A 23172-nucleotide genomic window follows, 5' to 3' on the forward strand; every position below is an offset into this window, starting at 1 on the left:
CCGACTGCGCCGACTGTCAGCGTTCAGAGAGTGCCGCTAGCGTTGGAAGCAGACAAGAGGAGCGAGATGACGGTACTCATTGCAGGATGCGGGGACCTCGGCACGGAGGTGGGCCTGCGTTTCGCGGCGCTCGGGCACCGGGTGGTGGGGTTGCGCCGCAACGCGGCCGTTCTCCCCGCCGGTATCGAGGGCCAGTCCGTCGACCTCAGCGCGCACAAGCCGGTCGTGCCGGCCGACACCGAGATCGTGATCGTGGCGATCGCCGCGGGCAACCCCAGCCCCGCGGTCTACCGGGCGGCCTACGTCGACGGTCTGCAGAACCTCCTCGACGCGCTCGACGAGGCCGGCGTCACGCCCCGCCGCGTGCTGCTGGTGTCGTCGACCGCCGTCTACGACGTGTCCGACGAGAGCTGGGTCGACGAGCAGACGCCCGCCAACCCGAGGCCGGGCACCGACGCCATTCTGCTCGAGGCCGAACGGATGCTGCACGCCCGCATCCCCGCGGCCGTCGTCTTCCGCCTGTCGGGCATCTACGGCCCCGGCCGGGAGCGCCTGATCACCCAGGTGCGGAGCGGCCGCACCACCGCGTCGGCCTCGGCCCGCCACACGAACCGCATCCACCGGGATGATGCCGCGGCCGCGATCGTGCACCTGATGCTGCGGGAGGAAGCACCGGCGACCCTCTATCTCGGCGTCGACAGCGCGCCGGTGCGCCGCGGTGAGGTGCTGGCGTTCCTTGCCGAGGAGCTTGGACTGCCGGCCCCTAGGCCCGAGGCACCCGGCGCTCCCGGCGCAACGACTGCCGCGCCCACTCGGCCCGTCCCGCGGGACAGCCAGCGCGGAGGCGACAAACGCCTCCGCAACCAACTGCTGCTGGGCACGGGTTTCACGTTCAGCTATCCGACCTACCGCGAGGGCTACCGGGCCGTGCTGGCCGGCCGGGGCATCCGTCACCCGTAGCTCAACCGGGTTCGGTGTGAACCAATTCGTTCGGGAACGAGACGTTTAGAACGAGACGCCGCAGACCAGCGCCGCGTTCGCGAACGGCGTCGCCTCCCCCGAACGGATGAATAGCTTCGCCGAGGCCGACAGGTCCTTCAACTCGGCGTGGCTGATGTACTCGATCGCGTCGAACCGGTCGGCCAGCCAGACCCCGGCGGGGGCGGTTTTCGCCTCCTCCGCGGCCACGCAGCGCTGGAACACCATCTCCTCGAGCAGGGCGTCGAGCACCTGCTCGAAGCGCGGCACACCATGCACAAGCGCCAGGTCGATCACGGGAACGCCGGCCGGGATCGGCATGCCGCAGTCCGCGAGGAGAACGACATCCGTGTGCCCGAGGCGGGCCAGGGCGCCGGAGAGGTCGGCGTTCAGGATGCCGCGGCGCTTCATGCGCGTACCAGCGGCAGCTCGTCGGCCAGGGAGGGATACGACGTCTGCGTGCCGCGCGACTGCACTGCGAAGGCACCCACGCGCACGGCCCGGCGCACGGACTCGGACAGGCTCGACCCGGCCGCGAGCTGCGCGCTGAGGGCGCCGACGAATGCGTCGCCGGCGCCCGAGCTGTCCACGGCAACGACCCGTGGCGACGCCAGACTGTGGGTACCGTCCCGGTCGGCGCAGATCGCGCCCTTCGCACCGCGGGTGAGCACGACCGAGGGAACGCCCCAGTCGAGGAGCCGGGCGACGAGCTCAGCGTCCTCGGTGGGGATGACCATTTTCGGGGCGAGCTGCGCGAGCACGAGGGCAGCCTCGTGCTCGTTGACGACCAGCGGGTCGGCCCGACGGATGCTCGCAGCATCCAGAGCGATCACGGGCGCCAGGTTCAGCACCACCCGGCCGGTGGCCAGCCGCATTGCCGCCACGATGCCCTCCGCGGGGATCTCACCCTGGAGCACCACCACGGCGGCCTCCGCGATGACGGTCGCGCTGGCCTCAACGGCCTCCGCGCCCAGCAGTGCGTTGGCGCCGGGGATGATCACGATGGTGTTTTCGCCGTCGGCGGCGACCGTGACGAGTGCCAGGCCGGTCGGGCCGTCCACCGCGCGTACATTCGACAAGTTCACTCCGGAGCGGGTCAGGATCGCAGTCGCGACCTCGGCCTGCGGATCCCGGCCGACCAAGCCGACCATACTCACCGCGGCGCCCAGCTGGGCCGCCGCGACGGCCTGGTTGGCTCCTTTTCCTCCGGGGAGGAACTCCATCGACGTTCCGATGAGGGTCTCACCGGGCAGCGGGTGGCGTTCGATGGTGATCAGCTGGTCGACGTTGATCGACCCGACGACGACGACCGTGCTGGCGGAGTAACTCACTTGGCGAAGTCGCCGACATTCGTCTTCGTGACGGAGACGACCTCGACCGGAACGGTCTTCTCGATCGTGTCGCCGGCGATGGCCTTGATGGCCAGTTCAACGGCGAGCTTGCCGAGTTCGGCCGGCTGCTGAGCGATGGTGGCAACCAGGGTGCCTGCCTCGATGGCGGCGAGTCCGTCTGCCGTGCCGTCGAAGCCGACGACCGCGACCTCGGTGCCGGCCCGCGACCCGAGAGCCTGGATGGCGCCGAGCGCCATTTCATCGTTCTCAGCGAAGAGGCCGGTCGCGCCGGGGTTGGCCTGCAGCAGGTTCGTGGTCACGTCGAGCGCGGCGGCGCGGTCGAAGTTGGCGGTCTGCTTGGCGACCACGGTGATGTTCGGGTAGGCCTTCATGCCCTCTTCGAAGCCCTGGCCGCGGTCACGGCTGGCCGAGGTGCCGGAGACACCCTGCAGGTGGATGACGCTGCCCGTTTCGCCCATGGCCTCGGCGAGGGCGTCGGCAGCCTGACGGCCACCGGCCACGTTGTCGCTGGCGACGAGTGAGTTCAGGTCGGCGCCGTTGACCGTGCGGTCGACCCCGATGACCGGAATACCCGCGCTGAGGAGGTCGTTCACGGCGGAGGAGGCGGCGTCGGAGTCCACCGGGTTCACGATGACGGCCTTGGTGCTGCCGGAGGCGGCGGTGGCGAGCTGATTGGCCTGCGTGGCCGAGTCGTTCTGGGCGTCGACGATGTTCAGCTGCACGCCGGCCTCGTCGGCGGCAGCCTGCGCGCCGTCGCGCAGTTCCACGAAGAACGGGTTGTTCAGGGTGGAGACGGCCATCACGATCTTGGTGCCCGACGCCTCAGACCCGCCACCACGGCCGCAGGCCGTAGTGCCCACCAGAATCAGGGCGGCGGTGGCGGTCAGCGCCGCGATTTTGCGAAACGAGGAGGACTTCATTGTGTATTCCTTTGTGGTTATTGATGGGTGAGGAGAAAGGTAGAGGGGGTGACGGATGTCGGCCGCCGGCCTGGTCAGCTGCTGCGGGTCTTGCGGCGGAGTACGTCGACGCCCACGGCGAGGGCGATCACGAGTCCGATCACAACCTGCTGCCAGAACGACGTCACGTTGAGCAGGTTCAGGCCATTGCGGATGACGACGAGCACGAGGGCACCCACGAAGGTGCCTGAGATCTTGCCGAGGCCACCGGCGAGGGAGGCGCCGCCGATCACGACGGCCGCGATGGCGTCGAGTTCGTAGCCGGCCGCGGCCTGCGGCTGCGCGGAGTCGAGGCGCCCGGCGAGCAGGAGCCCGGCAAGTGCGGCGAAAAGTCCGGCCAGGGCGAAGACGGTGACCAGGATGCGCTTGACCGGCAGTCCCGACAGCCGGGCGGCTTCGGCGTTGCCGCCGACCGCGTACATCGAGCGGCCGATGACAGTCCGGTTGAGCAGGAAGGAAGCGGCCAGGGCGGCGAGCACAAGGATGATGATCGGCATCGGCACCGGGCCCAGGTTGCCGCCGAGGAAGGAGACCTCGGCCGGCGTCGAGATCGGACGGCCGTCGGAGATGACCAGGGTCAGTCCGCGGGCCACGCTGAGCATGGCGAGCGTGGCGATGAACGAGGGCAGCTTGCCGTAGGCGTTGGCCAAACCGTTGATGGTGCCGGCCAGGGCTCCGACGAACAGACCACCCAGGAGGGCGATCCAGCCGGGGAGGCCGGCGCTGGCGAACATCCAGCCCGACGACATGGCCGACAGGGCCGCCACGGCACCCACCGAGAGGTCGATCCCGCCGGCCACGATGACGAAGGTCATCCCGAAGGCCAGCACGGCCACCGTGGACACCTGGATGCCGATGTTGAGCAGGTTCTGCGCGGTCAGGAAGTCGGGAGTCGCGATGAACAGGGCGATGCAGAGTACGACGAGGCCGACGAGGGCGCCGTTGTTGGCGAGGAACTTCTTGTAGTCGAGGCCGCGGCGCTTCATCGGCAGAGTTGTGGTGGACATGGTGGCTTCCCTATCTCTGTTCGTACTTCTCGTCGACATCGCGGGCGGCGAGTGTCATGACTGCGTCTTGGGTGGCCTCGGCGGCGGTGAGCTCGCCGGCGATCCGGCCGTCGCGCATCACGAGGATGCGGTCGCTCATGCCGAGAATCTCGGGCAGTTCACTTGAGACCATCAGAATCGCTCCCCCGGCCGCCGTGATCGCGTTCATCAGTTCGTAGATCTCGACCTTGGCGCCCACATCGACGCCGCGGGTGGGCTCGTCGAGCAGCAGCACCGTGGAGGCGGCGATGATCCAGCGGCCGAACACGGCTTTTTGCTGGTTGCCCCCGGAGAGTGCGCCGATCGACTGGTCGATGGTGTGCATCCGGATGCGCAGTTTCATGGCCACCTCGGCGGCCCGGCTGCGTTGGCCGGCGAAGTCGACCAGACCCAGCTTCGCGGTGGCGGCGAGCGTGGCGTAGCCGAGGTTGTCGTTGACGGATGCGTCGAGCACCAGCCCCTGTCCCTTGCGGTCTTCGGGCACGTGCCCGATGCCCGCTGCGATTGCCGCCTGGATGCTGCCGTTCGGCAGCTGCCGGCCGCGCACGGCGACCGTGCCGGAGGTGTACCGGTCGGCGCCTGCGATCGCGCGGATCAGTTCGGTGCGCCCCGCGCCGACCAGCCCGGCGATGCCAAGCACCTCGCCCGCCTTGACGATGAAGCTGATGTCACTGAACGAGCCGGCCGAGGTGAGCTTGTCGACCGTGAGGATCTCGGTCGCCTGGCTCATGTCGCCGGCCGACCGCGGGAAATGGTCTTCGATGTTGCGGCCGACCATCAGCTTCACGAGGTCGTCTTCGGGGGTGGAGGCCGGCACCTCGGCGATGAACTCACCGTCGCGCAGCACGGTCACGGTGTCGCCGACCTCGGCGATCTCGTCGAGGTGGTGGCTGATGAACAACATGCCCACCCCACGGCGGCGCAGGTCGGTCATCACGGCGAACAGGCTCTCGGTCTCGTGGCGGGTCAGGGCCGCGGTGGGCTCGTCCAGGATCAGGATGCGGGCGTTGATGCTGAGCGCCTTGGCGATCTCGACCAGCTGCTGCCGGGCGATGCCGAGGTCGCCGACCAGGGTGTCCACGTCGACGTCGAGGCCGATCAGGGCGAGGGCGGCACGCGCCCGATTGCGCAGGGCGCTGCGGTCGACCAGGCCGTGCTTGGTGGGCATCCGCCCCAGCATCACGTTCTCGGCGATGCTCATGGTGGGAACGAGGTTCAGTTCCTGGTGGATCGTGGCGATGCCGAGTTCCTCGGCCGCGCGGGCGGTGGGCAGGGTGACTGTCTGCCCGTCCACCACGATGTGGCCGGCGTCCGGCTGGTACACCCCCGCCATCATCTTGATCAGGGTGGACTTGCCGGCACCGTTCTCGCCCAGCAGCACCTGCACCTTGCCGGCGTAGACGCTGACGGTGACGTCTTTGATGACCGTCACCGGTCCGAAGGTCTTGCCCACGTTCTGCAGGGTGACCAGTGGTTGTTGACTCATGTCAGTTCTTCCTCGGGCTCGGCCCGGATGCGGGTGAAACGGCTGCGGGTGAATCGGGCACGCCTGAGATGGGCGCCGAGGACGACGCCCGGATGATCAGTTCGCTGGGCAGCACCACCGACTCGGGGGTGCCTCCGCCAATGACCTCGAGCAGCATCTTCACGGCGATCCGGCCCATGTCCTCGACACTGTGCGAGATGACGCTGAGCGCCGGGTCGAGCAGGGCGAACCACTCGATGTCGTCGAACGCGATCAGGGCCACGTCCCTGCCGATACGCAGCCCGCGCTTGTGAAGAATGGCGATCGCGCCCACGGCCATCGGGCTGTCGGCGGCGAGCAGGGCGGTGGGCGGCTGGCGCAGTTCGAGCAGCGCGTGCACGCCGGCCGAGCCACTGGCGGCCTGGAAGTCGCCGAAGTAGACCAGCTCGGGGTCCTGGCTGAGGCCGAACTCGGCCACCGCGCGGGTGAAGGCGGCGAACCGGTCCCGGCCGGTCGAAATGGCCCGCGGGCCCGAGATGTAGCCGATGCGGGTGTGGCCGGCCGCGGCCAGGTGTGCAACAGCCTGGCGGATGCCGGTTTCGCTGTCCGTGGTCACGCTCGGCACATCGAGGCCGTCCACGGTGCGGTCCACGAAGACGGTCGGGATCTTGCGTTCGATCAGCGAACGGATGCTGCCGCTGCCGTCCCCGAGCGGTGCCACGACGATGCCGTCCACTCGCCTGGAGATCAGGGTGTCCAGGTACCGGTCCTGCTGTTCCTTGCGCTCATTCGCGTTGCCGAGCAGCGTGACATAGCCGGCAGCCAGGGCGGCCTGTTCGACCGTGTGGGCGAGGTCGGCGAAGAAAGGGTTGCGCACATCCGACACCAGCAGGCCGATGGACTCGGTGTGGGTGCTGCGCAGGGCGCGCGCCTGGGCGTTGGGCCGGTAGTCGAGCTGGGCGGCCGCGGCGGCGACGCCGGCCCGAGCCTCGGGCGAGGTGGCCGGGCTGCCGGACAGGACCCGGGAGGCCGTGGCCACGGAGACGCCGGCCAGGGCGGCGACATCCTTGATCGTGATGGCAACCATCTCTCACCTCTTCGTGTTCGTGCGGGTACCCGGCGTAGTCGTGGAATCGTTTCCATGGAAACGATTCCATATTAGGTCCTAGCGACGGCCACTGTCAACGAGCTTCGTCGCCGGCAAGCAGGACGGCCCGTGGCGACGCTGGCACATCAACGGCACCCTCATGGATGAGGGAACCTGGCGGGGCGGCACGCGCACGGGTGACTGGGTCTGCTAGAACTCGGACGGGTCCATCCGAAAGTCACAGGCCTTCCGATAGCGGACCTGTCGGCCGTGCTTCTGGACAAAGATACGAAACTGCTATCCACAAAAAGTGAGTGACACTCGCCTACATGTGCCCCTTAAGGTATCCTCATAACATGACGAACCTCGCGGATGACCTCAGGCAGGCGGCCGACGCTGTCGCCCTGCTGGGCTCCTCGAGCGCCGACCTCGCGGCTCTTCCCGACGCCGAGGCTTTGGCCGGCCAGAAGCGGATCGCCTGCGCGCGCCGTCTGCTCGACACCTATGCCGCGTTGATGGCCGCAACCATCGCCGAACGGTCCCGCCCGGAACTCGGCCACTCGGGGCTGGCCGCGCAGCAGGGGTTCCTCTCGCCCGAGGCTCTGATCCAGAACTGGACCGGCTCATCCACAGGTGACGCGTACAAGCTGGTCGCGGTCGGCACGATGATGGCCGACACCGAGGCGGCCGACAAGCTGGTCGAAGAGGCGCTCTCGACGCTCTCGACGCCCGACGCCGACGCCGATGCTGTCGACGTCGCGGCGTTTGTTGCGAGGGTGCCGTGGCAGGCCCCGATCGCCCGGGCCGTGACCGCCGGCACGCTTTCGGTTGACGCGGCCGAGTCGATCCGGGCCGGGCTCGGCCAGATCGACGCGGCAGTCACCGCGGAGAAGCTCCGGGTGGCCCTCGCGGCGCTCCTCACCGAGGCGTCAACGTTGAATGCCGACGAGGTCTTCAAACGGGCCCGCCGGATGCGCGACCGGCTCGATGAGGCCGGCATCGCCGCCCGGGAGAAGCAGGCCCACGACGACCGCTACCTGAAGGTCTACCGGCTGAGCAATGGCAACGTGCGCCTGAACGGGCTCTTCGCCCCCGAAGACGGCGAGTTCGTGCTCTCCACCTTCGACTCCATCACCGGACCCCGCCGCGGCGGAGTGCGCTTCGTCGACCCGGAGCGCGCCGCCTGGGCAAAGAAAATGCAGACGACCCGCGCAGCACCGAGCAGATCAACGCGGACTCCCTCGTGCAGCTGCTGAAGATCGCCGGCGAAGCCGACCCCGGCCGGGTCTTCGGCGGACGCCGCCCGGCGGTGCGCGTGATCGTGACCGAGAAGGCTCTCACGGCTGAGACCGGCGAGCCGGGTGCCGCCGAACCCGCCGCTCACGGGCAGATCGAGGGCAACCCGGTCCCCATCTCGCAGGAAACCATCGACCGGTTGCTCTGCGACACCGGCACCCGCGGCATCAAGTTCGACGACATCGGCCAGATCATCGACGTCGGCCGTGACGAACGACTCTTCACGGAGGCACAGCGCGCCGCGATGGGAGTGCGCGACGGCGGATGCCTCTGGGTCGGCTGCGACCGATCACCGGCCTGGAGCGAAGCCCACCACATCAACGAATGGCTCACAGACAGCGGAGACACCAACCTCGCCGACGGAGTGCTGCTCTGCCACCCGCACCACCTGCTGCTGCACAACCAGCACTGGAAGATCACCCGCACCGAAACCCAGTATTGGCTCCGGCCACCGGTGGAAAACGATCCGGAGCAGACACTGATCGCACTGCCGAGCAAGGCGGTGGGGCTGTAGGGCGTGGCTCTGGTCCCGGGTCTTGACAGGCTCGACCAGCGTCGTGGGAACCTCGGGAGGGCGGGTCGCCGGGTCTCGGCAGGCTCGACCACCGGGGCTCGGGTCAGGGGCGACCGGTGAATTTGTCCATGGAGCCGTAGACACCGAAGACGCGACCCGCGACGACGTCCCACAGGGGCAGCGGCAGCAGACCGCGGACCACCTTCGAGAGCACGACCGTCCACGGCATGGTGAGCATGGGCTTGCCCGCGAGCATCGCCTGCCAGACCCGTTCGACCACGTATTCCGGCGTCAGCACCGGCGTCAGCAGCGGACCGCGGGCACCCTCGAACATCCCGGTCGAGATGTAGCTGGGGCAGACGGTCGTGACCTTCACGTGCCCGAACCGTTGCTGCTTGAGCTCCAGACGCAGCGAGTCGCCCCACCCGATCAGGGCCGCCTTCGACGCCGCATAGACGCTCATCCGGGGGTTCGAGAGCATCCCGGCCGCCGACGCGATGTTCACGATGCGCGACGCACGACCGCGATTGGCCATCATCGCCGGGAGGAACTCCCGGGCGATGTACATCGGCGCGAGCGCGTTGATCTGCATGGTCGGCCGCGTGTCCGCGCCGTTGTCGTGCTCCCAGAAGAAGGCTCCGCGCACGATGCCGGCGTTGTTGATCACGATGTCCGGGTCGCCGACCTCCGTGCGCACCCGCTGGGCGGTCTGGGCGATCGCGCCGAGGTCGGCGATGTCCACGACATACGGGACAACGAGCGTGCCCTCGCCGGCCCGATCGCCGAGGATGCCGGCCGCACGGGTCAGCGCCCCGGCGTCCCGGTCCCAGAGGATCACGGCCTTCGCGCCCTCGGCGACGGCCCGCTCGGCATAGAGGCGGCCCATGCCGCTGGCGGCACCGGTAATGAGCACACGGGCCCCGGAAACGGTTCGAGTCATGGCCCCATCATCCCAAGAAGAAGCGCCGCGTGTTACGTCGGGTTGCGGCCGGCCCAGCAGCATCCGTCTGCCCTCGGCTAACGTCAAGCAACTCTTCCCTTCCCTCGACCGAAAGCCGCCCATGCCGCACCGCGCCGCACCACACGAGGCGTTCGCCGATCCGGCGTCCGTGCGCGGCGCGGCGTCCAGAACCACGGCCAGAACCACGGCCACGACCACGACCACGACCGGAAACTCGGCCTGCACAGTCGAGTTCGAGGCGATCGGCCGCACGTTCGCCCCCGCCACGACCCGCGGGGCCACCGCCCTACCCCCGGTGCTCCGCGACGTTTCCCTCACGGTGCGGCCCGGCGAGGTGCTGGCGATTCTGGGCACGAGCGGATGCGGCAAGTCCACTCTGCTCCGCATCGCGGGCGGCCTCGACTCCCCGACCACCGGCCAGGTGAGAATCGACGGCTCGCCCGTCGCCGGCATCGACCCGCGCTGCGCGGTCGGATTTCAGGAGCCGCGCCTGCTGCCCTGGCGCACCGTCACCGAGAACATCGCACTGGGACTGCCCCGCGGCACCCCGCGGGCCGCCGGCCGCGCCCGCGTCGCCGAACTGATCGAGCTGGTCGGTCTGGCCGCGTTCGCCGGCCACCGCCCCCAGGCCATCTCCGGCGGGATGGCGCAGCGTGCCTCCCTCGCCCGGGCGTTGGCCCGCAACCCGGGCGTTCTGCTGCTCGACGAACCGTTCGGTGCCCTCGACGCGCTCACCCGCCTGAAGATGCAGGACCTCCTGCTCGACGTGCACGCCCAGGCGCCGACGACGGTCCTCCTGGTCACGCACGACGTCGACGAGGCGCTGCAATTGGCCGACCGGATCATCCTGCTCGGCCGGCCCGACAACGACACCCGCGCCGGCGCGACCATCGTGCAGGAACTCACCGTTCCCGGGGCCCGCCCCCGCGACCGCGGCTCGGCGGAACTCGCCGAACTGCGCGGACGACTTCTCGCCGGGCTCGGCATCGACCGCCACGGCGAGGCACGCGGGCTCGCCGTGACCTCTACCATCCCGGCCTTCCCCTACTGACTTTTCTGCCTCACCACTTCACCACCGCACTGCTTTCACCACCGCTTTCCCACACCGGGTGCAGCATCCGCTGCCCAATCAACTGAGAGATCCCGATGACACAGCACCGCTCCACCACACGAATCGCGCTCCTTGCCGTCGCAACCGCCGCCGCCCTGCTGCTCACCGGCTGCGTCGCGGGTGAAAACCAGCCGGTCGCCGAGCCGGCCGAGGCCGCCGAAGCGGGTAAGGCCACCGTCACCACCGGCGGCACCCTCAACATCGACTTCGCCACCTACAACCCGCTCAGCCTGGTGATCAAGGACCAGGGCTGGCTCGAGGATGCCCTCAGCGACCAGGACATCGCCGTGAACTGGGTGCAGTCGGCCGGCTCCAACAAGGCCAACGAGGCACTGCGCGCCAATGCCATCGACGTGGGTTCCACCGCCGGCTCGGCTGCGCTGCTGTTCCGCTCGAACGGCTCGCCGATCCAGGTCATCGACATCTTCTCGCAGCCCGAGTGGGCGGCCCTCGTCGTTCCGGGCGACTCCGCGATCACCGACATCGCCGATCTCAAGGGCAAGCAGATCGCCGCCACCAAGGGCACCGACCCCTACTTCTTCCTGCTCCAGTCTCTGGAGGAGGCCGGACTCACCCTCGACGACGTGACCGTGCAGAACCTGCAGCACGCCGACGGCTGGGCTGCCCTCCAGAATGGCTCGGTCGACGCCTGGGCCGGACTCGACCCGATCATGGCCGGTGCCGAGGCTGCCGGCGCGGAGCTGCTCTACCGCAACGTCGACTTCAACAGCTACGGGTTCCTCAACGCCACCGAAAGCTTCCTGACCGAGAAGCCCGATGTGGCCCAGACCGTCGTCGACGTCTACGAGCACGCCCGCGCCTGGGCGCTGGAGAACCCCAACCAGACCGCCGAGATCCTGGCCGGCGTCTCGGGCCTCGACCTCGCCGTGGCCACCACGGTGATCACCGAGCGCTCCAACCTCGACGTGGACAACGTGCCCGGCAAGGCCCAGCTCACGGTGCTTAAGAAGATCGGCCCGACCTTCGTCGCCGCCGGTGACGTGGCAGCGCAGAGCCAGATCGACGACGCCCTCGACACGATCGTCAACGACAGCTTCGCCACGAAGGCCGACCCGTCGGTCGTCACGGAGTAATCAGGAACCACCGTAGCGCCGTCCGGGGCGGGCAACCGCCCCGGACACCCGCACCACCAGCACCCCCTGCACCCAGCACCCCGGCCCCACCAGCGCCACCCACCGAGAGGACGCGACCATGACCGAGACTGTGCCCCGCACACTGCCCCGCACGCTGCCGCGCACGTCGGCCCGGACCGTGCCCGACGCCACCGCCGCCGCCACCGCATTCGCATTCGCTGCATCCGCCCCCGCCGCCCGCACGGCGCGTGCCCCGCGCCGGCCGCTCGCCTCGCGCGGCTGGATCGCCCTCGGCGGCGGAGCGGTCCTGCCGGTCCTGATCCTCGCGGCCTGGCAGCTCACCACCGCGCTCGGCGTGTTCACGATGGCCCAACTGCCCTCCCCCGCGATGGTCTGGCAGGCCGGCGTCGACCTGTTCGCGAGCGGGCTGCTCGGCCAGTACGCGGCGATCTCCACCCAGCGGGTGCTCATCGGTTTCGCCGTCGGCGCCGCCCTGGGCATCGCCCTGGGCGCCCTGGTCGGCCTGTCCCGGGCCGCCGACGTACTGTTCGCCCCTACCCTCGGCGCCATCCGGGCGGTGCCGTCGCTCGCCTGGGTTCCCCTGCTCATCCTCTGGCTGAAGATCGGCGAGGAGTCCAAGCTCACCCTGATCGCCATCGGCGCCTTCTTCCCCGTTTACACGACCGTGTCGGCGGCGCTGCGGCACGTCGACCGTCAGCTCGTGGAGGCGGGCCGCGCGTTCGGCCTGCGCGGGGCGCGCCTGTTCACGGCCGTGCAGCTGCCCGCGGTGATCCCCGCCGTGGTTTCCGGGCTGCGGCTGGCTCTGGCCCAGGCCTGGCTGTTCCTCGTGGCCGCCGAGCTGATCGCCTCCTCGATGGGACTGGGCTTCCTGCTGATCGACTCCCAGAACAACGGCCGCATCGACCGCATCCTGCTCGCCATCATCCTGCTCGCCATCCTCGGCAAGCTGACGGATGCCGCCGTTGGCCTCTTCGAGCGCTGGGCGAACCGCAAATGGGGCTGACGCCGATGCCGGCCCCGCTCGATCCGGCGAGCGCCACCATCCGTAATCTCCTGACCGAAACCCGGCGCTACCCGGCCCCGGCCGCCTTCGCGGCGCAGGCCAACGTCGACGCCACCTGGTGGGACCGGGCCGCCGCCGATCCGATCGCGTTCTGGGCCGAGCAGGCCAACCGCCTCGACTGGGCCGAGCCGTGGCACACCGACCACACCTGGCAGCCCGCCAGGGCGGACGCCAACGGCGTGCTCTCCATTCCCCGCGCCGAGTGGTTCGCGGGCGGCAAGCTCAACGTGGCCGTCAACTGCGTCGACCGGCACGTGGCCGCCGGCAAGGGCGACAAGGTCGCCTTCTACTTCGAGGGAGAGCCCGGCGACCGCCGAACGATCACCTATGCCGAACTCGAACGCGCGGTGAACCGCGCCGCCAACACGCTTACCGACCTCGGCATCGTGCCAGGCGACCGGGTCGTGCTCTACCTGCCGGTGATCCTCGAAACCATCATCATCACCCTCGCCATCGCGCGCCTCGGCGCCGTGCACTCGCTCGTCTTCGGCGGCTTCTCCGCCGAGGCGCTACGGTTCCGGGTCGAGGACACCGGCGCGAAGCTGCTCGTGACCACCGACGGCCAGTTCCGCCGGGGTCAGGCCGTGCCGGTCAAGGCCGCGGCCGACGAGGCCGTCGCGGGCGTGGACTCGATCGAGCACGTGCTCGTGGTGCGCCGCACCGGCGACCTGACCCCCGACATCCCCTTCACGCCGGGCCGGGATGTCTGGTGGCACGACAGCGTCGACCTCGCCTCCCCCGTGCACGAACCCGCGTACTTCGACGCGGAGACCCCGCTGTTCATCATCTACACCTCGGGCACGACGGGTACTCCGAAGGGGCTCGTGCACACCAGCGGCGGGTACCTCACGCACACCTCCTGGAGCCACTGGGCCGTCTTCGACGTCAAGGACGACGACGTGCACTGGTGCACGGCCGACCTGGCCTGGGTTACCGCTCACAGCTATGTGCACTACGGGCCGCTCTCCAACGGCACCACCTCGGTGATCTACGAGGGAACGCCGAACACCCCGCATCCGGGCCGGCACCTCGAGATCATCGAGCGCTACGGGGTGACCACCTATTACACGGCGCCAACACTCATCCGCACGTTGATGACGTGGTTCCCGGAGGGGCTGCCGAGCGAGTTCGACCTGTCCAGCATCCGTCTGCTCGGGTCGGTCGGCGAGGCCATCAACCCGGAGGCCTGGGTGTGGTTCCGCGAGAACATCGGCGCCGGCAGCGCCCCCATCGTGGACACCTGGTGGCAGTCTGAGACCGGCGCCGCCGTGATGGCGCCGCTACCGGGCGTCAGCACGCTCAAGCCCGGTTCGGCCCTGCGCGCCCTGCCGGGCCTGACGACCCACGTCGTCGACGACCACGGCCGGCCGGTGCCGTTCGGCTCCGGCGGCTACCTCGTGATCGAGGGCACCTGGCCAGGCATGGCCCGCACCGTCTGGGGCGACCCCGAGCGCTACCGCGACTCCTACTGGGCCCGGTTCGCGAAGCAGGGCTTCTTCTTCTCCGGCGACGGCGCGAAATACGACGACGACGGCGACATCTGGCTCCTCGGCCGCGTCGACGACGTCATCAACGTGTCCGGGCACCGCTTGTCGACGATCGAGATAGAGTCGGCGCTCGTCGCACATCCGCTGGTCGGCGAGGCCGGCGTCGTCGGCGTGACGGATGCGAGAACAGGCGAGGCCATCGCGGCCTTCGTGATCCCGGCCGCGGCACCGCGCCCCACCAGCGGTTCCGGCGAGCGCGGCAACCTGGGCGACCCCGCGGTCTGGCTGGTCGCCCGGGGCACCCTCGAGCCGCTGCTGCGCGCGCACGTCACACAGGCCATCGGGGTCGTCGCCCGGCCGCAGGAGGTGTTCGTTGTGCCTGACCTGCCCAAGACCCGCTCGGGCAAGATCATGCGCCGCCTCCTCGGCGATATCGTGGCCGGTCGTGCGCTCGGCGACGTGACTGCGCTCCAGGACGACTCGGTTCCGGGCCGCATCGCCGTGATCGTGGCGGCCGCGCGGCAGCGCTGAGCGCACGGTTCCAGCACCTACCCAGCGACGGGTGGAATCGTAGGGACCAACGCCCCAGACCACCCGAGCCAGAGGAGCACACCATGGGATTCTTCGACCGCCTCTTCGGAACCGAGCCCCAGCAGCCGGAACAGCAGCGACGCGCGGCCGCACCGCAGCGCACCGACGACGAGATCGCCGTCGATCGCTATCAGTACCTACTGCGCACGGCACCGCCCGAGACGATCGAGCAGGTGCACGCGGAGGCCTTCAGCAAACTGAACGATGAGCAACGCGACCTGCTGTTCCGCCAGCTGAGCGAGAACGCCAACGCCAGCGAGCGCCCGGCGAACGCCGAACCGGCAACACTGGCCCAGGCGGCCACCCGGGCGGAGCTGCGCCAGCCCGGCACCCTCACCCGCGCCTTCGGCAACCAAGGCCAGGGCGGGCCGAGCTTCGGCAGCATGGTCGGCAGCTCCCTGCTCGGCACCGTGGCGGGCTATGTCATCGCGTCGACGCTGATGAGCGCCTTCCTGCCCATGGACTCCGGCGGCGCGGATGCCTCGGGCGCCGACTCCGGTTCCGGCGACTCCGGCGGCGATTCCGGCGGCGACGCGGGTTCCGGCGGCGACTCCGGCGGCGGCGATTTCGGCGGCGGCGATTTCGGCTTCTGAGCCCACCCCCTCCCGCGAGAGTCGCTCCCGCTCAACCCGGCCACTCCCCGCCGGGCGGTGGTCACTGCGGGGCTGTAGCCTGAGGATTCGCGGCGGAAGATCCGCGACGGCTGAGGCATCCGCCGGCTGAGACTCGAACAGGGCTGGTCACCGTGCGTGAAACGGGGGTGTTAATCGTGCTGCGGCACGGCCAGAGCACCGCGAACGCCGCCGGGCTGTTCACGGGCGTTCTGGATGCGCCGCTGTCGGATCAGGGGATCCGCGAGGCCCACACGGCCACCGTCCTCCTCAACCTCGCGCTGCCGGGCGAACGGCCACCGACCACCGGCACCGGCTCTCCGGCCATGACCACGGCACCGGCACCCGCACCCGCTGCAGCACCTGTCACCCTGTTCACCTCGACGCTGACGCGCGCCCGGCAGACCGCCGCGATAGTCGCCGCCGGTCTGGCCCGCCCGCCGGTCGGCTGCGACGCCGACTGGCGACTGAACGAACGCAATTACGGCGCGCTGACCGGCCGTTCCAAAGACGATGTGCGCGCCGAGTTCGGCGAGGAACAGTTCGTGGCCTGGCGCCGCTCGGTCGCCGAGGCCCCGCCCGCCATGGGCGACCTGCTCTACGACGAGTTCGCCGGCACCGCCCTGTTCCGCGCGCTGCCGGCGGCCGCACTGAACCGCACCGAGGCGCTCAGCGACGTCATCACCCGAGTGGATGCCTTCCTCACCGAGCGCGTCGACCCGCTTCTCGCCTGCGGCGAGACCGTGCTCGTGGTGGCCCACGGCAACTCCCTGCGGGCTCTGTGCGCGGTGATCGACGGCCTGTCCGACGGGCAGATCCGCGACCTGAACCTGCCCACCGGACAGCCGTTGGTCTACCGTTTCAACGCCCGGGGGCGTCCCGTGCCGTTCGGCGGCCGCTACCTCGACTCCGTCACCGCGCTGGCGGCCGCCCTCACCCTCGCGAATGAGGGCGGTACCTGACGATCTCGAGCGTGTGATCTCGGGCGTGTGATCTCGAGCCGTTCGTGACGTTCCGGCTCCCGTCGCCTAGCTTGTCTGCGCCCCGCGGGCCGCCCCGGCCGACAGCCCGAGGGCGAGGATACGGCACACCGTGGCGGCGGCCCGTTCGAGGTTCGCCGGGCCATCCGTCAGTGCCTGCGGGAGGTCGCTGACCTCCTGAACGATCGGCACCAGCGCGGCGAAGCCCTGGTCATAGAGCACCTCGGACCCGGGTCCTACCCGGCCCGCGAACGCGATCACGGGCACACCGTTGCGCGCGGCAGCCTCGGCCACGCCGAGCGGGGTCTTGCCGTGCAGGGTCTGCCCGTCGATGCTGCCCTCGCCGGTGAAAACGAAGTCGGCCCCGCTCAGGCGACGCTCGAGGAGGGCGGCCTCCATCACCACCTCGACGCCCCGCCGCATGCGGGAGTCGAAGCAGGCGAGGAAGGCCGCGCCGAGCCCGCCGGCCGCGCCGGCGCCGGGCAGCTCCGCCACGGAACGCCCGGAATCCGCGGTCAGCACCCGCGCGAAGACCGTGAGGGCCTCCTCGAGGTCCCGCACGGCCTGCGGATCGGCGCCTTTCTGCGGGCCGAAGACGGCGGTGGCGCCGCCCGGACCGAGCAGCGGATTGGCGACATCGCTCGCGATCTCGAACGACGCGGACCGCGCCCGCGGGTCGAGTCCTTCCAGGTCGATCCGGCAGAGCCGCGCAAGCGCCGCTCCCCCGCAGTTCAGGTCACGTTCGGCGGAATCGAACAGACGAGCGCCGAGGGCGTGAAGCATGCCAGCCCCTCCGTCGTTGGTCACCGAGCCGCCCAGCCCGATCACGAACCGGCTCGCACCGCGGTCCAGCGCGTCGGTGATGAGCTGCCCGACGCCGTACGTGCTGGCGGTGCGCGCGTCCCGGTCGGCTGCGGCGACGAGATGGATGCCGGCCGACGCCGCAACCTCGATGATCGCCAGCTGCTCGGCGGCCACATAGCCGTAGGCGGCCAGTACCGGGCGTCCGCGGGCATCCTGAACCTCGGTCTCCACGATCTCGCCGCCACAGGCGGCAACCATCGCGTTCACGGTGCCCTCGCCGCCGTCGGCCATCGGCACCCGCACGCACTCGGCGCCGGGGAAGACGGAACGGATGCCGCGCTCCAGGGCCGTGGCGGCCTCTGCGGCCGACATGGATTCCTTGAACGAGTCGGGGGCCAGAACGAACTTCATGGTGTTGATCTTCCCGGTCCCGGGCACCAGCTGCAACTGCAGGGCGCAGGACGCAGCATCCGCAACCCCCGCGTAGGCTCGAAACCATGCGATTCGGACTCTTCATACCTCAGGGCTGGCGCCACGACCTGGTCGACATCGATCCCGTCGAACAGTGGGCGACCATGAGCGGCCTCGCCGCGCACGCCGACGCGGGCGAGTGGGAGTCGATCTGGGTGTACGACCACTTCCACACCGTGCCGGTGCCGAGCGAGGAGGCCACCCACGAAGCCTGGACGCTGATGAGCGCGTTCGCCGCCACCACGACACGGGTGCGCCTCGGCCAGATGTGCACCTGCATCAGCTACCGCAACCCGGCCTACCTCGCGAAGGTCGCCTCGACCATCGACATCATCTCCGGCGGACGCGTCGAAATGGGCATCGGCGCCGGCTGGTACGAGCACGAATGGCGCGCTTACGGCTATGGCTTCCCGCGCGCCGGCGAGCGCCTCGCACGCCTCGACGAGGGCGTGCAGATCATGCGCCAGGCCTGGGCCACCGGAAAGGCCACCCTCGACGGACAGCATTACCAGGTGGACGGCGCCATCGTGCGGCCGCTACCACTGCAGGACGGAGGCATCCCGGTCTGGATCGCCGGCGGCGGCGAGAAGGTCACCCTCAAGATCGCGGCGAAGTACGCGAACTACACGAACTTCGACGGCTCCCCCGAGGGCTTCTCGCACAAGAGCGAGTTGCTCGAGGCGCACTGCATGGCGGAAGGCACCGATTTCGGCGCGATCACCCGCTCGGCGAACTACAACACCGTGATCGCGGCGACGGACGCCGAGGTCGCCGACCGTCTCGACGCCATCGAGGCCCGGGTCACCCCCTACCTCGGTTCGGAGGGCGCGGCGGCATTCATGGCCGAGTACCGCAGCGGCGAGGCGCAGGGCGTCGGCACACCGGAACAGGTCGTCGAGCGCCTGAACGGCATGAAGGCACGCGGCCTCGGCTACGCCATCCATTACTTCCCGGAGGCCGCCTACGACCGCTCGGGTCTGGAACTCTTCGAACGCGAGGTCATGCCCGCGTTGCGTTGATCGGGCCGCACCCCGCGCTCTCCCGCCGGCCCCGGCACGCCCACCCCACCCCACCCCACCCGCGCAAAGATGGAACCCATGACCAGCACGAACACGGCGACCGCGCCCGCCCGCATCACCTGGGCGGAGGCCGGGCGGACCCGGTCGGCCCTCTGGCACTCGGAGAGCGGTTGGGCGCCGCCGGAACGCGTCGTCATCGCCGACGACACAATGACCGCGGATGCCTCCTACCGCCACGCGAAGGCTGGCACCGGCATGCTCTGGCGCGGCGATTTCCTGGGTGCCCGCCAGTTGCTCAGCGCCCTCGCCCGCCGCATCGACCACGGCCGGCACGCGCCCGCCACCGACCTGGCCGCCGCTTTCCGGCACTACCGCTCCGAGGCGCTGCGCCGCTCCCGGCTGCTCGGCCTGGTGCTCGTGCCGCTCGACGCCGACTACACCGTTCCGCTCCGCCGCGCGCCCGACGTGCGCCAGGCCTGCACCGAGACCTACGGCCCGGCGACGGATGCCTCGGTCACCGCTCTGCGCGAGCTCCTCGGCGTCATCGGGGCGCACGAGTGGCGCACGACCGGGGTCGACGTGCCCGCGCTCGGCGCCCGCATCCACCCGCACTACGGGGTGTTCTCGCCCGTGCGCGGCGAATACCTCGACCTGGTGAACACGGCCCCGCTGCCGGCAGCCTGGGCCGGAGGTTCTGCGGCTGAGGCCGGCTCGATCGCCGGGGCCGCCACCGCGTTCGACATCGGCACGGGCACCGGGGTGCTCGCTGCGGTGCTGGCGCGACGCGGCATCCGTCACGTGGTCGGCACCGACCAGGAGCCACGGGCGCTGACCTGCGCGCGCGCGAACATCGGGCGGCTCGGGCTGGCCGGTGCGGTCGAGATCATCAAGGCCGATCTGTTCCCCGCCGGCCGCGCCGACCTCGTGGTCTGCAACCCGCCGTGGATTCCCGCGTCCGCCGTCACCGCCACCGACTTCGCCGTCTACGACCCCGACAGCCGGATGTTGCGGGGCTTCCTGGCCGGGCTGGCCGACCACCTCCAGTCGGCCGGGGAGGGCTGGCTCGTGCTCTCCGACATCGCCGAGCACCTCGGGTTGCGCTCCCGCGGCGAACTCCTCGACCTGATCGAGGACGCGGGCCTCGAGGTCGTCGCCCGCCTGGACGCCAAACCCGTGCACGGCCGCGCCGCCGACGCGTCCGATCCCCTGCACGCCGCCCGGTCGAAGGAAGTGACGTCGCTCTGGCGGTTGCGGGCCGTCTCTCCGCCGGCCCAGTCGACTAACGATGCCCCCGACGCGCCCGACGCCGTTCGGTGAACCGTCAGGTTTAAGGGGTGCGCGGCGGCGCCCACCCCTCGAACGTGTCGTTTCGAGCGCTACTTGAGGTTCGGCGTGCCGCCCTTGTTCGCGGCGAGGCGCCAGCGGGACCAGGGCCAGATGCCGTCCATCTCCACCTCAAGCGAGAAGCTCAGCAGCACCCGGATCACCACGATCGCGCCGAGCACCAGCACGCTCTGCGGGGTCGGATCCACCAGAATCGTGCGGATGATATCGGCGATGATCAGCACTTCGAGCCCGAGCAGGATGGCCCGGCCCAGATTGCGGCGCAACTTCTCATAGGCCCGCTGCCGGGTGTCGGCCCGCAGCGCGGTCGGCACCGCAGTGATCATCGCGGCCGCGCCGCCGAGCACCATGATGGCTGCACCGGCCGCCTCGACGATCCGCACGACCGCCGAGATCACCTCGTCAAAGTTCATCGGCGGCGCTCCTCGCTGCATGGTCGCTGCATGGTCGCCTCGACGATAGCGCAGGCCACCCCCGCGGTCGAGCCATCCGGTGGTCGAGCCATCCGGTGGTCGAGCCTGTCGAGACCCGGCCAGCCGGTGCTCGTGCACCGCCCTCTCGCGCCGCTGAGACCGAAAGCGCCGTGTGCGCACACAATCGCCGCCGGAAGGGGGCGCTCGGCACAATGGGCGATTCTCGGAGAGTGACCGGAACAACGCGCACTTTCAACCGGAACGGGGGCTTTCGACGACCGGAGGGTCGGAACACGGCGATTCGTTGCGAGATATGGCAAGAAAACGCCCGCACCCTCCCGCTACTCTGGACCGTGGCGCCAAATGGCACCACCGGCACCACCCAGCACCACCACGAACGACCCCGCCGCGACCGCGGCACTCACGAAGAACGGAGGTTCCCATGTCGAATTACGTTGCGCACGATGCACTGGTCGGTGAGCCCGAGGTTCTCGAGGATGCCGTCACCGCCGCCAACCCGGCCACATGCCCGGCCTGGCTCCGGCTCAAGTCCGCGGCCACCTCGCTTCAGGCCAGCCAGGCGCAGGACGGCTCCATCCCCGTCGCCGCCGACCACGCGGATGCCGCGGCGCACGTCGGCGTGATCGCCGTCGCCATCGACGAGCTCGCCCCGCTGTTCCCGCACGACGCCGCCTACCTCGCGGCCGTGACCCGGGACTTCACCCGCTGGAGCACCGAGGGCTTCGGCGTGCCGGACTTCTTCGACTCCCTGATGGCGTTCCAGCCGCAGCAGCAGCGGGCCGACGGCATCCGTCACCTGGTCGTGTTCCCGATGTACACGCAGAACGGCAGCGCGAACCGCTTTGTCGAGGCCGTGCTGATCGAGGTGATCTGGCCGGAATTCATCGACGAGCTCGAGCAGGAGTACACGAACGAGCTGTTCATGCCGATCCGTTTCCTCGATTTCACGCCCGGCTACGACACCAACTCGGCCGTTTTATTCCCCGAGACCGTCGCCATGCGCCAGATCCCCTCCTTCACCTGGGGTGCGATCTTCGCCGACCGCGAAGCTGCCCGGTTCCGCCGGGTCGTGCGCGCGGCCGCCGAGATCACGCGTCTCGAACTGCCTGCCGATGCGGCGGCGCTGCTCGACGACCAGCACCTGACCGAGGAAACCTTCGTCATGTGGGACCTCATCCACGACCGCACGCACATGCGCGGCGACCTTCCGTTCGACCCGTTCATGATCAAGCAGCGAATGCCGTTCTTCCTCTACTCCCTGGAGGAACTGCGCTGCGACCTGACCGCGTTCCGCGAATCGGTCACGATCGAACGCGACGAGAACGCCAGCCCGGAAGCGCGCCGGCACGCGAAACTCGTGCAGTACGCCGTGATCTTCGACCGGATCTTCCGATTCTCGATCAGCGGCACCCGGGTGCGGAACTACGACGGGCTGGGCGGGCAGTTGCTCTTCGCGTGGATGCACCAGCACCACGTGCTGCACTGGACCGACACCCGGCTCACCTTCGACTGGGAAGCCGTGCCCGACGTGGTCATCGCGCTGGGCAAGCGAATCGACGACCTCTACTGGGCGTCGATCGACCGGCCGAAGAAGGCCCACTGGCTGGCCGCCTACGACATGATCGCGGAGACGCTCACGCCGAACCCGGCGTCGCAGTGGGCTCGCGGCCTGCCGCTGGACGTGCTTGCCGGCGCACCGAAGGGCTACACCGACCTCGTTCTGGACGACGAGTTCCCGCTGTCGATGTTCTTCGAGGCGCTCGACAAGAAGATGAAGCCCGTGATCGAGTCGACGGCCGGGCTCACCGGGCGTGACTGATACCGCAGGCAGGGCCGTCGCTGGTCGCACCGTGCTCATCGCCGGTGCGACCAGCGCGGCCGGCCGCGCCGTGGCCACCGCGCTGACGGATGCCGGCGCGCACGTGATCGCGGTCGGCACCAACGCCGAGCGCCTGCACGGCTTCCGCGCCGAGGTTCCCGGTGCCGCAACCTATGTCTGCGACCTCGGCGACTTCGCCCAGGTCACGGCCCTGGCCGACGCCGTGCACGGCGAGCACGGTCCGATCGACGGCCTGATCCACATGGTCGGCGGCTGGCGCGGCGGCGGCGGGCTGGCCGGCCAGTCCGACGGGGACTGGGATTTCCTGCACGCGCACGTCGTCGCCACGCTGCGCAACACCACCCGCGCGTTCAACGACGACCTGCTGGCCTCGCCGGCCGGGCGCCTGGCGATCGTGTCGTCGGTGTCGGTCGACAAGCCGGCCCCGGGCGGCGCGAACTACGCCGCCGCGAAGGCCGCCGCCGAAACCTGGACCCGCGCGGTCGGCCAGGGCTTCGCGAAAGCAGGCACGGATGCCGCGGCGGTCATCTTCGTCGTGCGTGCCCTCGCCGGGCTGGAAACCGAACTTGCGACCGCGGTGGTCGGCCTGTGGGACGCGTCGGCGGCATCCGTCAACACTTCTCGCGTGCTTTTGGCCCCCTGAA

Annotated in this window: 22 protein-coding genes; 13 read left to right on the forward strand and 9 right to left on the reverse strand. The window is 69.9% G+C overall.

Annotated elements, in window-relative coordinates:
- Positions 1-66 precede the first annotated feature (66 nt).
- The gene (locus CXY81_RS05815; RefSeq protein WP_104170696.1) at positions 67-960 is read left to right on the forward strand and encodes an NAD-dependent epimerase/dehydratase family protein; all 894 of its coding nucleotides are present in this window, start codon (positions 67-69) and stop codon (positions 958-960) included.
- 45 nt (positions 961-1005) lie between these two features.
- Here CXY81_RS05815 and rbsD read toward each other — a convergent pair whose 3' ends face one another.
- The 6 genes from rbsD to CXY81_RS05845 form a co-directional block, all read right to left on the reverse strand.
- Positions 1006-1389, reverse strand: coding sequence for a D-ribose pyranase (gene rbsD / locus CXY81_RS05820; RefSeq protein WP_104170697.1), 384 nt, complete (start codon positions 1387-1389; stop codon positions 1006-1008).
- Positions 1386-2309, reverse strand: coding sequence for a ribokinase (locus CXY81_RS05825; protein ID WP_104194278.1), 924 nt, complete (start codon positions 2307-2309; stop codon positions 1386-1388). The genes rbsD and CXY81_RS05825 overlap by 4 nt, the downstream gene beginning before the upstream one ends.
- Positions 2306-3250, reverse strand: coding sequence for a substrate-binding domain-containing protein (locus CXY81_RS05830; protein WP_104194279.1), 945 nt, complete (start codon positions 3248-3250; stop codon positions 2306-2308). The genes CXY81_RS05825 and CXY81_RS05830 overlap by 4 nt, the downstream gene beginning before the upstream one ends.
- A gap of 74 nt (positions 3251-3324) precedes the next feature.
- Positions 3325-4296 (reverse strand): ABC transporter permease, encoded by a 972-nt coding sequence (locus tag CXY81_RS05835; protein WP_104170700.1) that lies wholly within the window; start codon positions 4294-4296, stop codon positions 3325-3327.
- 10 nt (positions 4297-4306) lie between these two features.
- Positions 4307-5821 (reverse strand): sugar ABC transporter ATP-binding protein, encoded by a 1515-nt coding sequence (locus tag CXY81_RS05840; RefSeq protein ID WP_104170701.1) that lies wholly within the window; start codon positions 5819-5821, stop codon positions 4307-4309.
- A 1-nt stretch (position 5822) separates the two neighbouring features.
- Positions 5823-6887 carry a LacI family DNA-binding transcriptional regulator gene (locus CXY81_RS05845; RefSeq protein WP_104194280.1) on the reverse strand — a complete coding sequence of 355 codons (1065 nt, stop codon included), beginning with the start codon at positions 6885-6887 and terminating at the stop codon, positions 5823-5825.
- Between the two features lie 356 nt (positions 6888-7243).
- Between CXY81_RS05845 and CXY81_RS17205 the strand changes: the two genes are divergently transcribed.
- Both CXY81_RS17205 and CXY81_RS17210 read left to right on the forward strand, forming a co-directional pair.
- Positions 7244-8143 (forward strand): DUF222 domain-containing protein, encoded by a 900-nt coding sequence (locus CXY81_RS17205; protein ID WP_104194281.1) that lies wholly within the window; start codon positions 7244-7246, stop codon positions 8141-8143.
- Positions 8131-8697: a hypothetical protein gene (locus tag CXY81_RS17210; protein WP_255408681.1), complete on the forward strand. Its 567-nt coding sequence runs from the start codon at positions 8131-8133 to the stop codon at positions 8695-8697. The genes CXY81_RS17205 and CXY81_RS17210 overlap by 13 nt, the downstream gene beginning before the upstream one ends.
- Before the next feature lie 103 nt (positions 8698-8800).
- Here the strand turns inward: CXY81_RS17210 and CXY81_RS05860 are convergent, their stop codons facing one another.
- A complete protein-coding gene (locus CXY81_RS05860) occupies positions 8801-9637 on the reverse strand; it encodes an SDR family NAD(P)-dependent oxidoreductase (protein ID WP_104170704.1) in 837 nt (278 codons plus the stop codon).
- Between the two features lie 121 nt (positions 9638-9758).
- On the opposite strand from CXY81_RS05860, the gene CXY81_RS05865 reads away from it, so the two are divergent.
- The 6 genes from CXY81_RS05865 (at position 9759) to CXY81_RS05890 (ending at position 16598) form a co-directional block, all read left to right on the forward strand.
- On the forward strand, positions 9759-10709 hold the full coding sequence (locus tag CXY81_RS05865) for an ABC transporter ATP-binding protein (RefSeq protein ID WP_104194283.1): 951 nt from the start codon (positions 9759-9761) through the stop codon (positions 10707-10709).
- Between the two features lie 95 nt (positions 10710-10804).
- Positions 10805-11863 carry an aliphatic sulfonate ABC transporter substrate-binding protein gene (locus tag CXY81_RS05870; protein ID WP_104194284.1) on the forward strand — a complete coding sequence of 353 codons (1059 nt, stop codon included), beginning with the start codon at positions 10805-10807 and terminating at the stop codon, positions 11861-11863.
- A gap of 118 nt (positions 11864-11981) precedes the next feature.
- Entirely contained in the window at positions 11982-12887 is a 906-nt protein-coding gene (locus tag CXY81_RS05875) for an ABC transporter permease (RefSeq protein WP_104194285.1), read from the forward strand.
- On the forward strand, positions 12878-14965 hold the full coding sequence (acs, locus tag CXY81_RS05880; RefSeq protein WP_233194014.1) for an acetate--CoA ligase: 2088 nt from the start codon (positions 12878-12880) through the stop codon (positions 14963-14965). Before CXY81_RS05875 ends, acs begins: the two co-directional genes overlap by 10 nt.
- 83 nt (positions 14966-15048) lie before the next feature.
- Positions 15049-15618: a hypothetical protein gene (locus tag CXY81_RS05885; protein WP_104194286.1), complete on the forward strand. Its 570-nt coding sequence runs from the start codon at positions 15049-15051 to the stop codon at positions 15616-15618.
- Positions 15619-15785: 167 nt separating this feature from the next.
- Positions 15786-16598 carry a 2,3-diphosphoglycerate-dependent phosphoglycerate mutase gene (locus tag CXY81_RS05890; protein ID WP_233194015.1) on the forward strand — a complete coding sequence of 271 codons (813 nt, stop codon included), beginning with the start codon at positions 15786-15788 and terminating at the stop codon, positions 16596-16598.
- A 66-nt stretch (positions 16599-16664) separates the two neighbouring features.
- Here CXY81_RS05890 and CXY81_RS05895 read toward each other — a convergent pair whose 3' ends face one another.
- Positions 16665-17831: a glycerate kinase gene (locus tag CXY81_RS05895; RefSeq protein WP_104194304.1), complete on the reverse strand. Its 1167-nt coding sequence runs from the start codon at positions 17829-17831 to the stop codon at positions 16665-16667.
- Between the two features lie 86 nt (positions 17832-17917).
- Between CXY81_RS05895 and CXY81_RS05900 the strand changes: the two genes are divergently transcribed.
- Together CXY81_RS05900 and CXY81_RS05905 are read left to right on the forward strand one after the other, a co-directional pair.
- Positions 17918-18910: an LLM class F420-dependent oxidoreductase gene (locus CXY81_RS05900; RefSeq protein ID WP_104194288.1), complete on the forward strand. Its 993-nt coding sequence runs from the start codon at positions 17918-17920 to the stop codon at positions 18908-18910.
- Positions 18911-18988: 78 nt separating this feature from the next.
- A complete protein-coding gene (locus CXY81_RS05905; protein ID WP_104194289.1) occupies positions 18989-20227 on the forward strand; it encodes a class I SAM-dependent methyltransferase in 1239 nt (412 codons plus the stop codon).
- A 59-nt stretch (positions 20228-20286) separates the two neighbouring features.
- Here the strand turns inward: CXY81_RS05905 and CXY81_RS05910 are convergent, their stop codons facing one another.
- Positions 20287-20667 (reverse strand): DUF1622 domain-containing protein, encoded by a 381-nt coding sequence (locus tag CXY81_RS05910; RefSeq protein ID WP_104194290.1) that lies wholly within the window; start codon positions 20665-20667, stop codon positions 20287-20289.
- Between the two features lie 442 nt (positions 20668-21109).
- Between CXY81_RS05910 and CXY81_RS05915 the strand changes: the two genes are divergently transcribed.
- Both CXY81_RS05915 and CXY81_RS05920 read left to right on the forward strand, forming a co-directional pair.
- Positions 21110-22507 (forward strand): DUF6421 family protein, encoded by a 1398-nt coding sequence (locus CXY81_RS05915; RefSeq protein ID WP_104194291.1) that lies wholly within the window; start codon positions 21110-21112, stop codon positions 22505-22507.
- Entirely contained in the window at positions 22500-23171 is a 672-nt protein-coding gene (locus tag CXY81_RS05920; RefSeq protein ID WP_233194016.1) for an SDR family NAD(P)-dependent oxidoreductase, read from the forward strand. Before CXY81_RS05915 ends, CXY81_RS05920 begins: the two co-directional genes overlap by 8 nt.
- The last annotated feature ends 1 nt before the right edge of the window (position 23172 follow it).

The sequence above is a fragment of the Cryobacterium sp. M25 genome (genome assembly GCF_002929635.1).
In the GTDB taxonomy this organism is placed as follows: Bacteria; Actinomycetota; Actinomycetes; order Actinomycetales; family Microbacteriaceae; genus Cryobacterium; species Cryobacterium sandaracinum.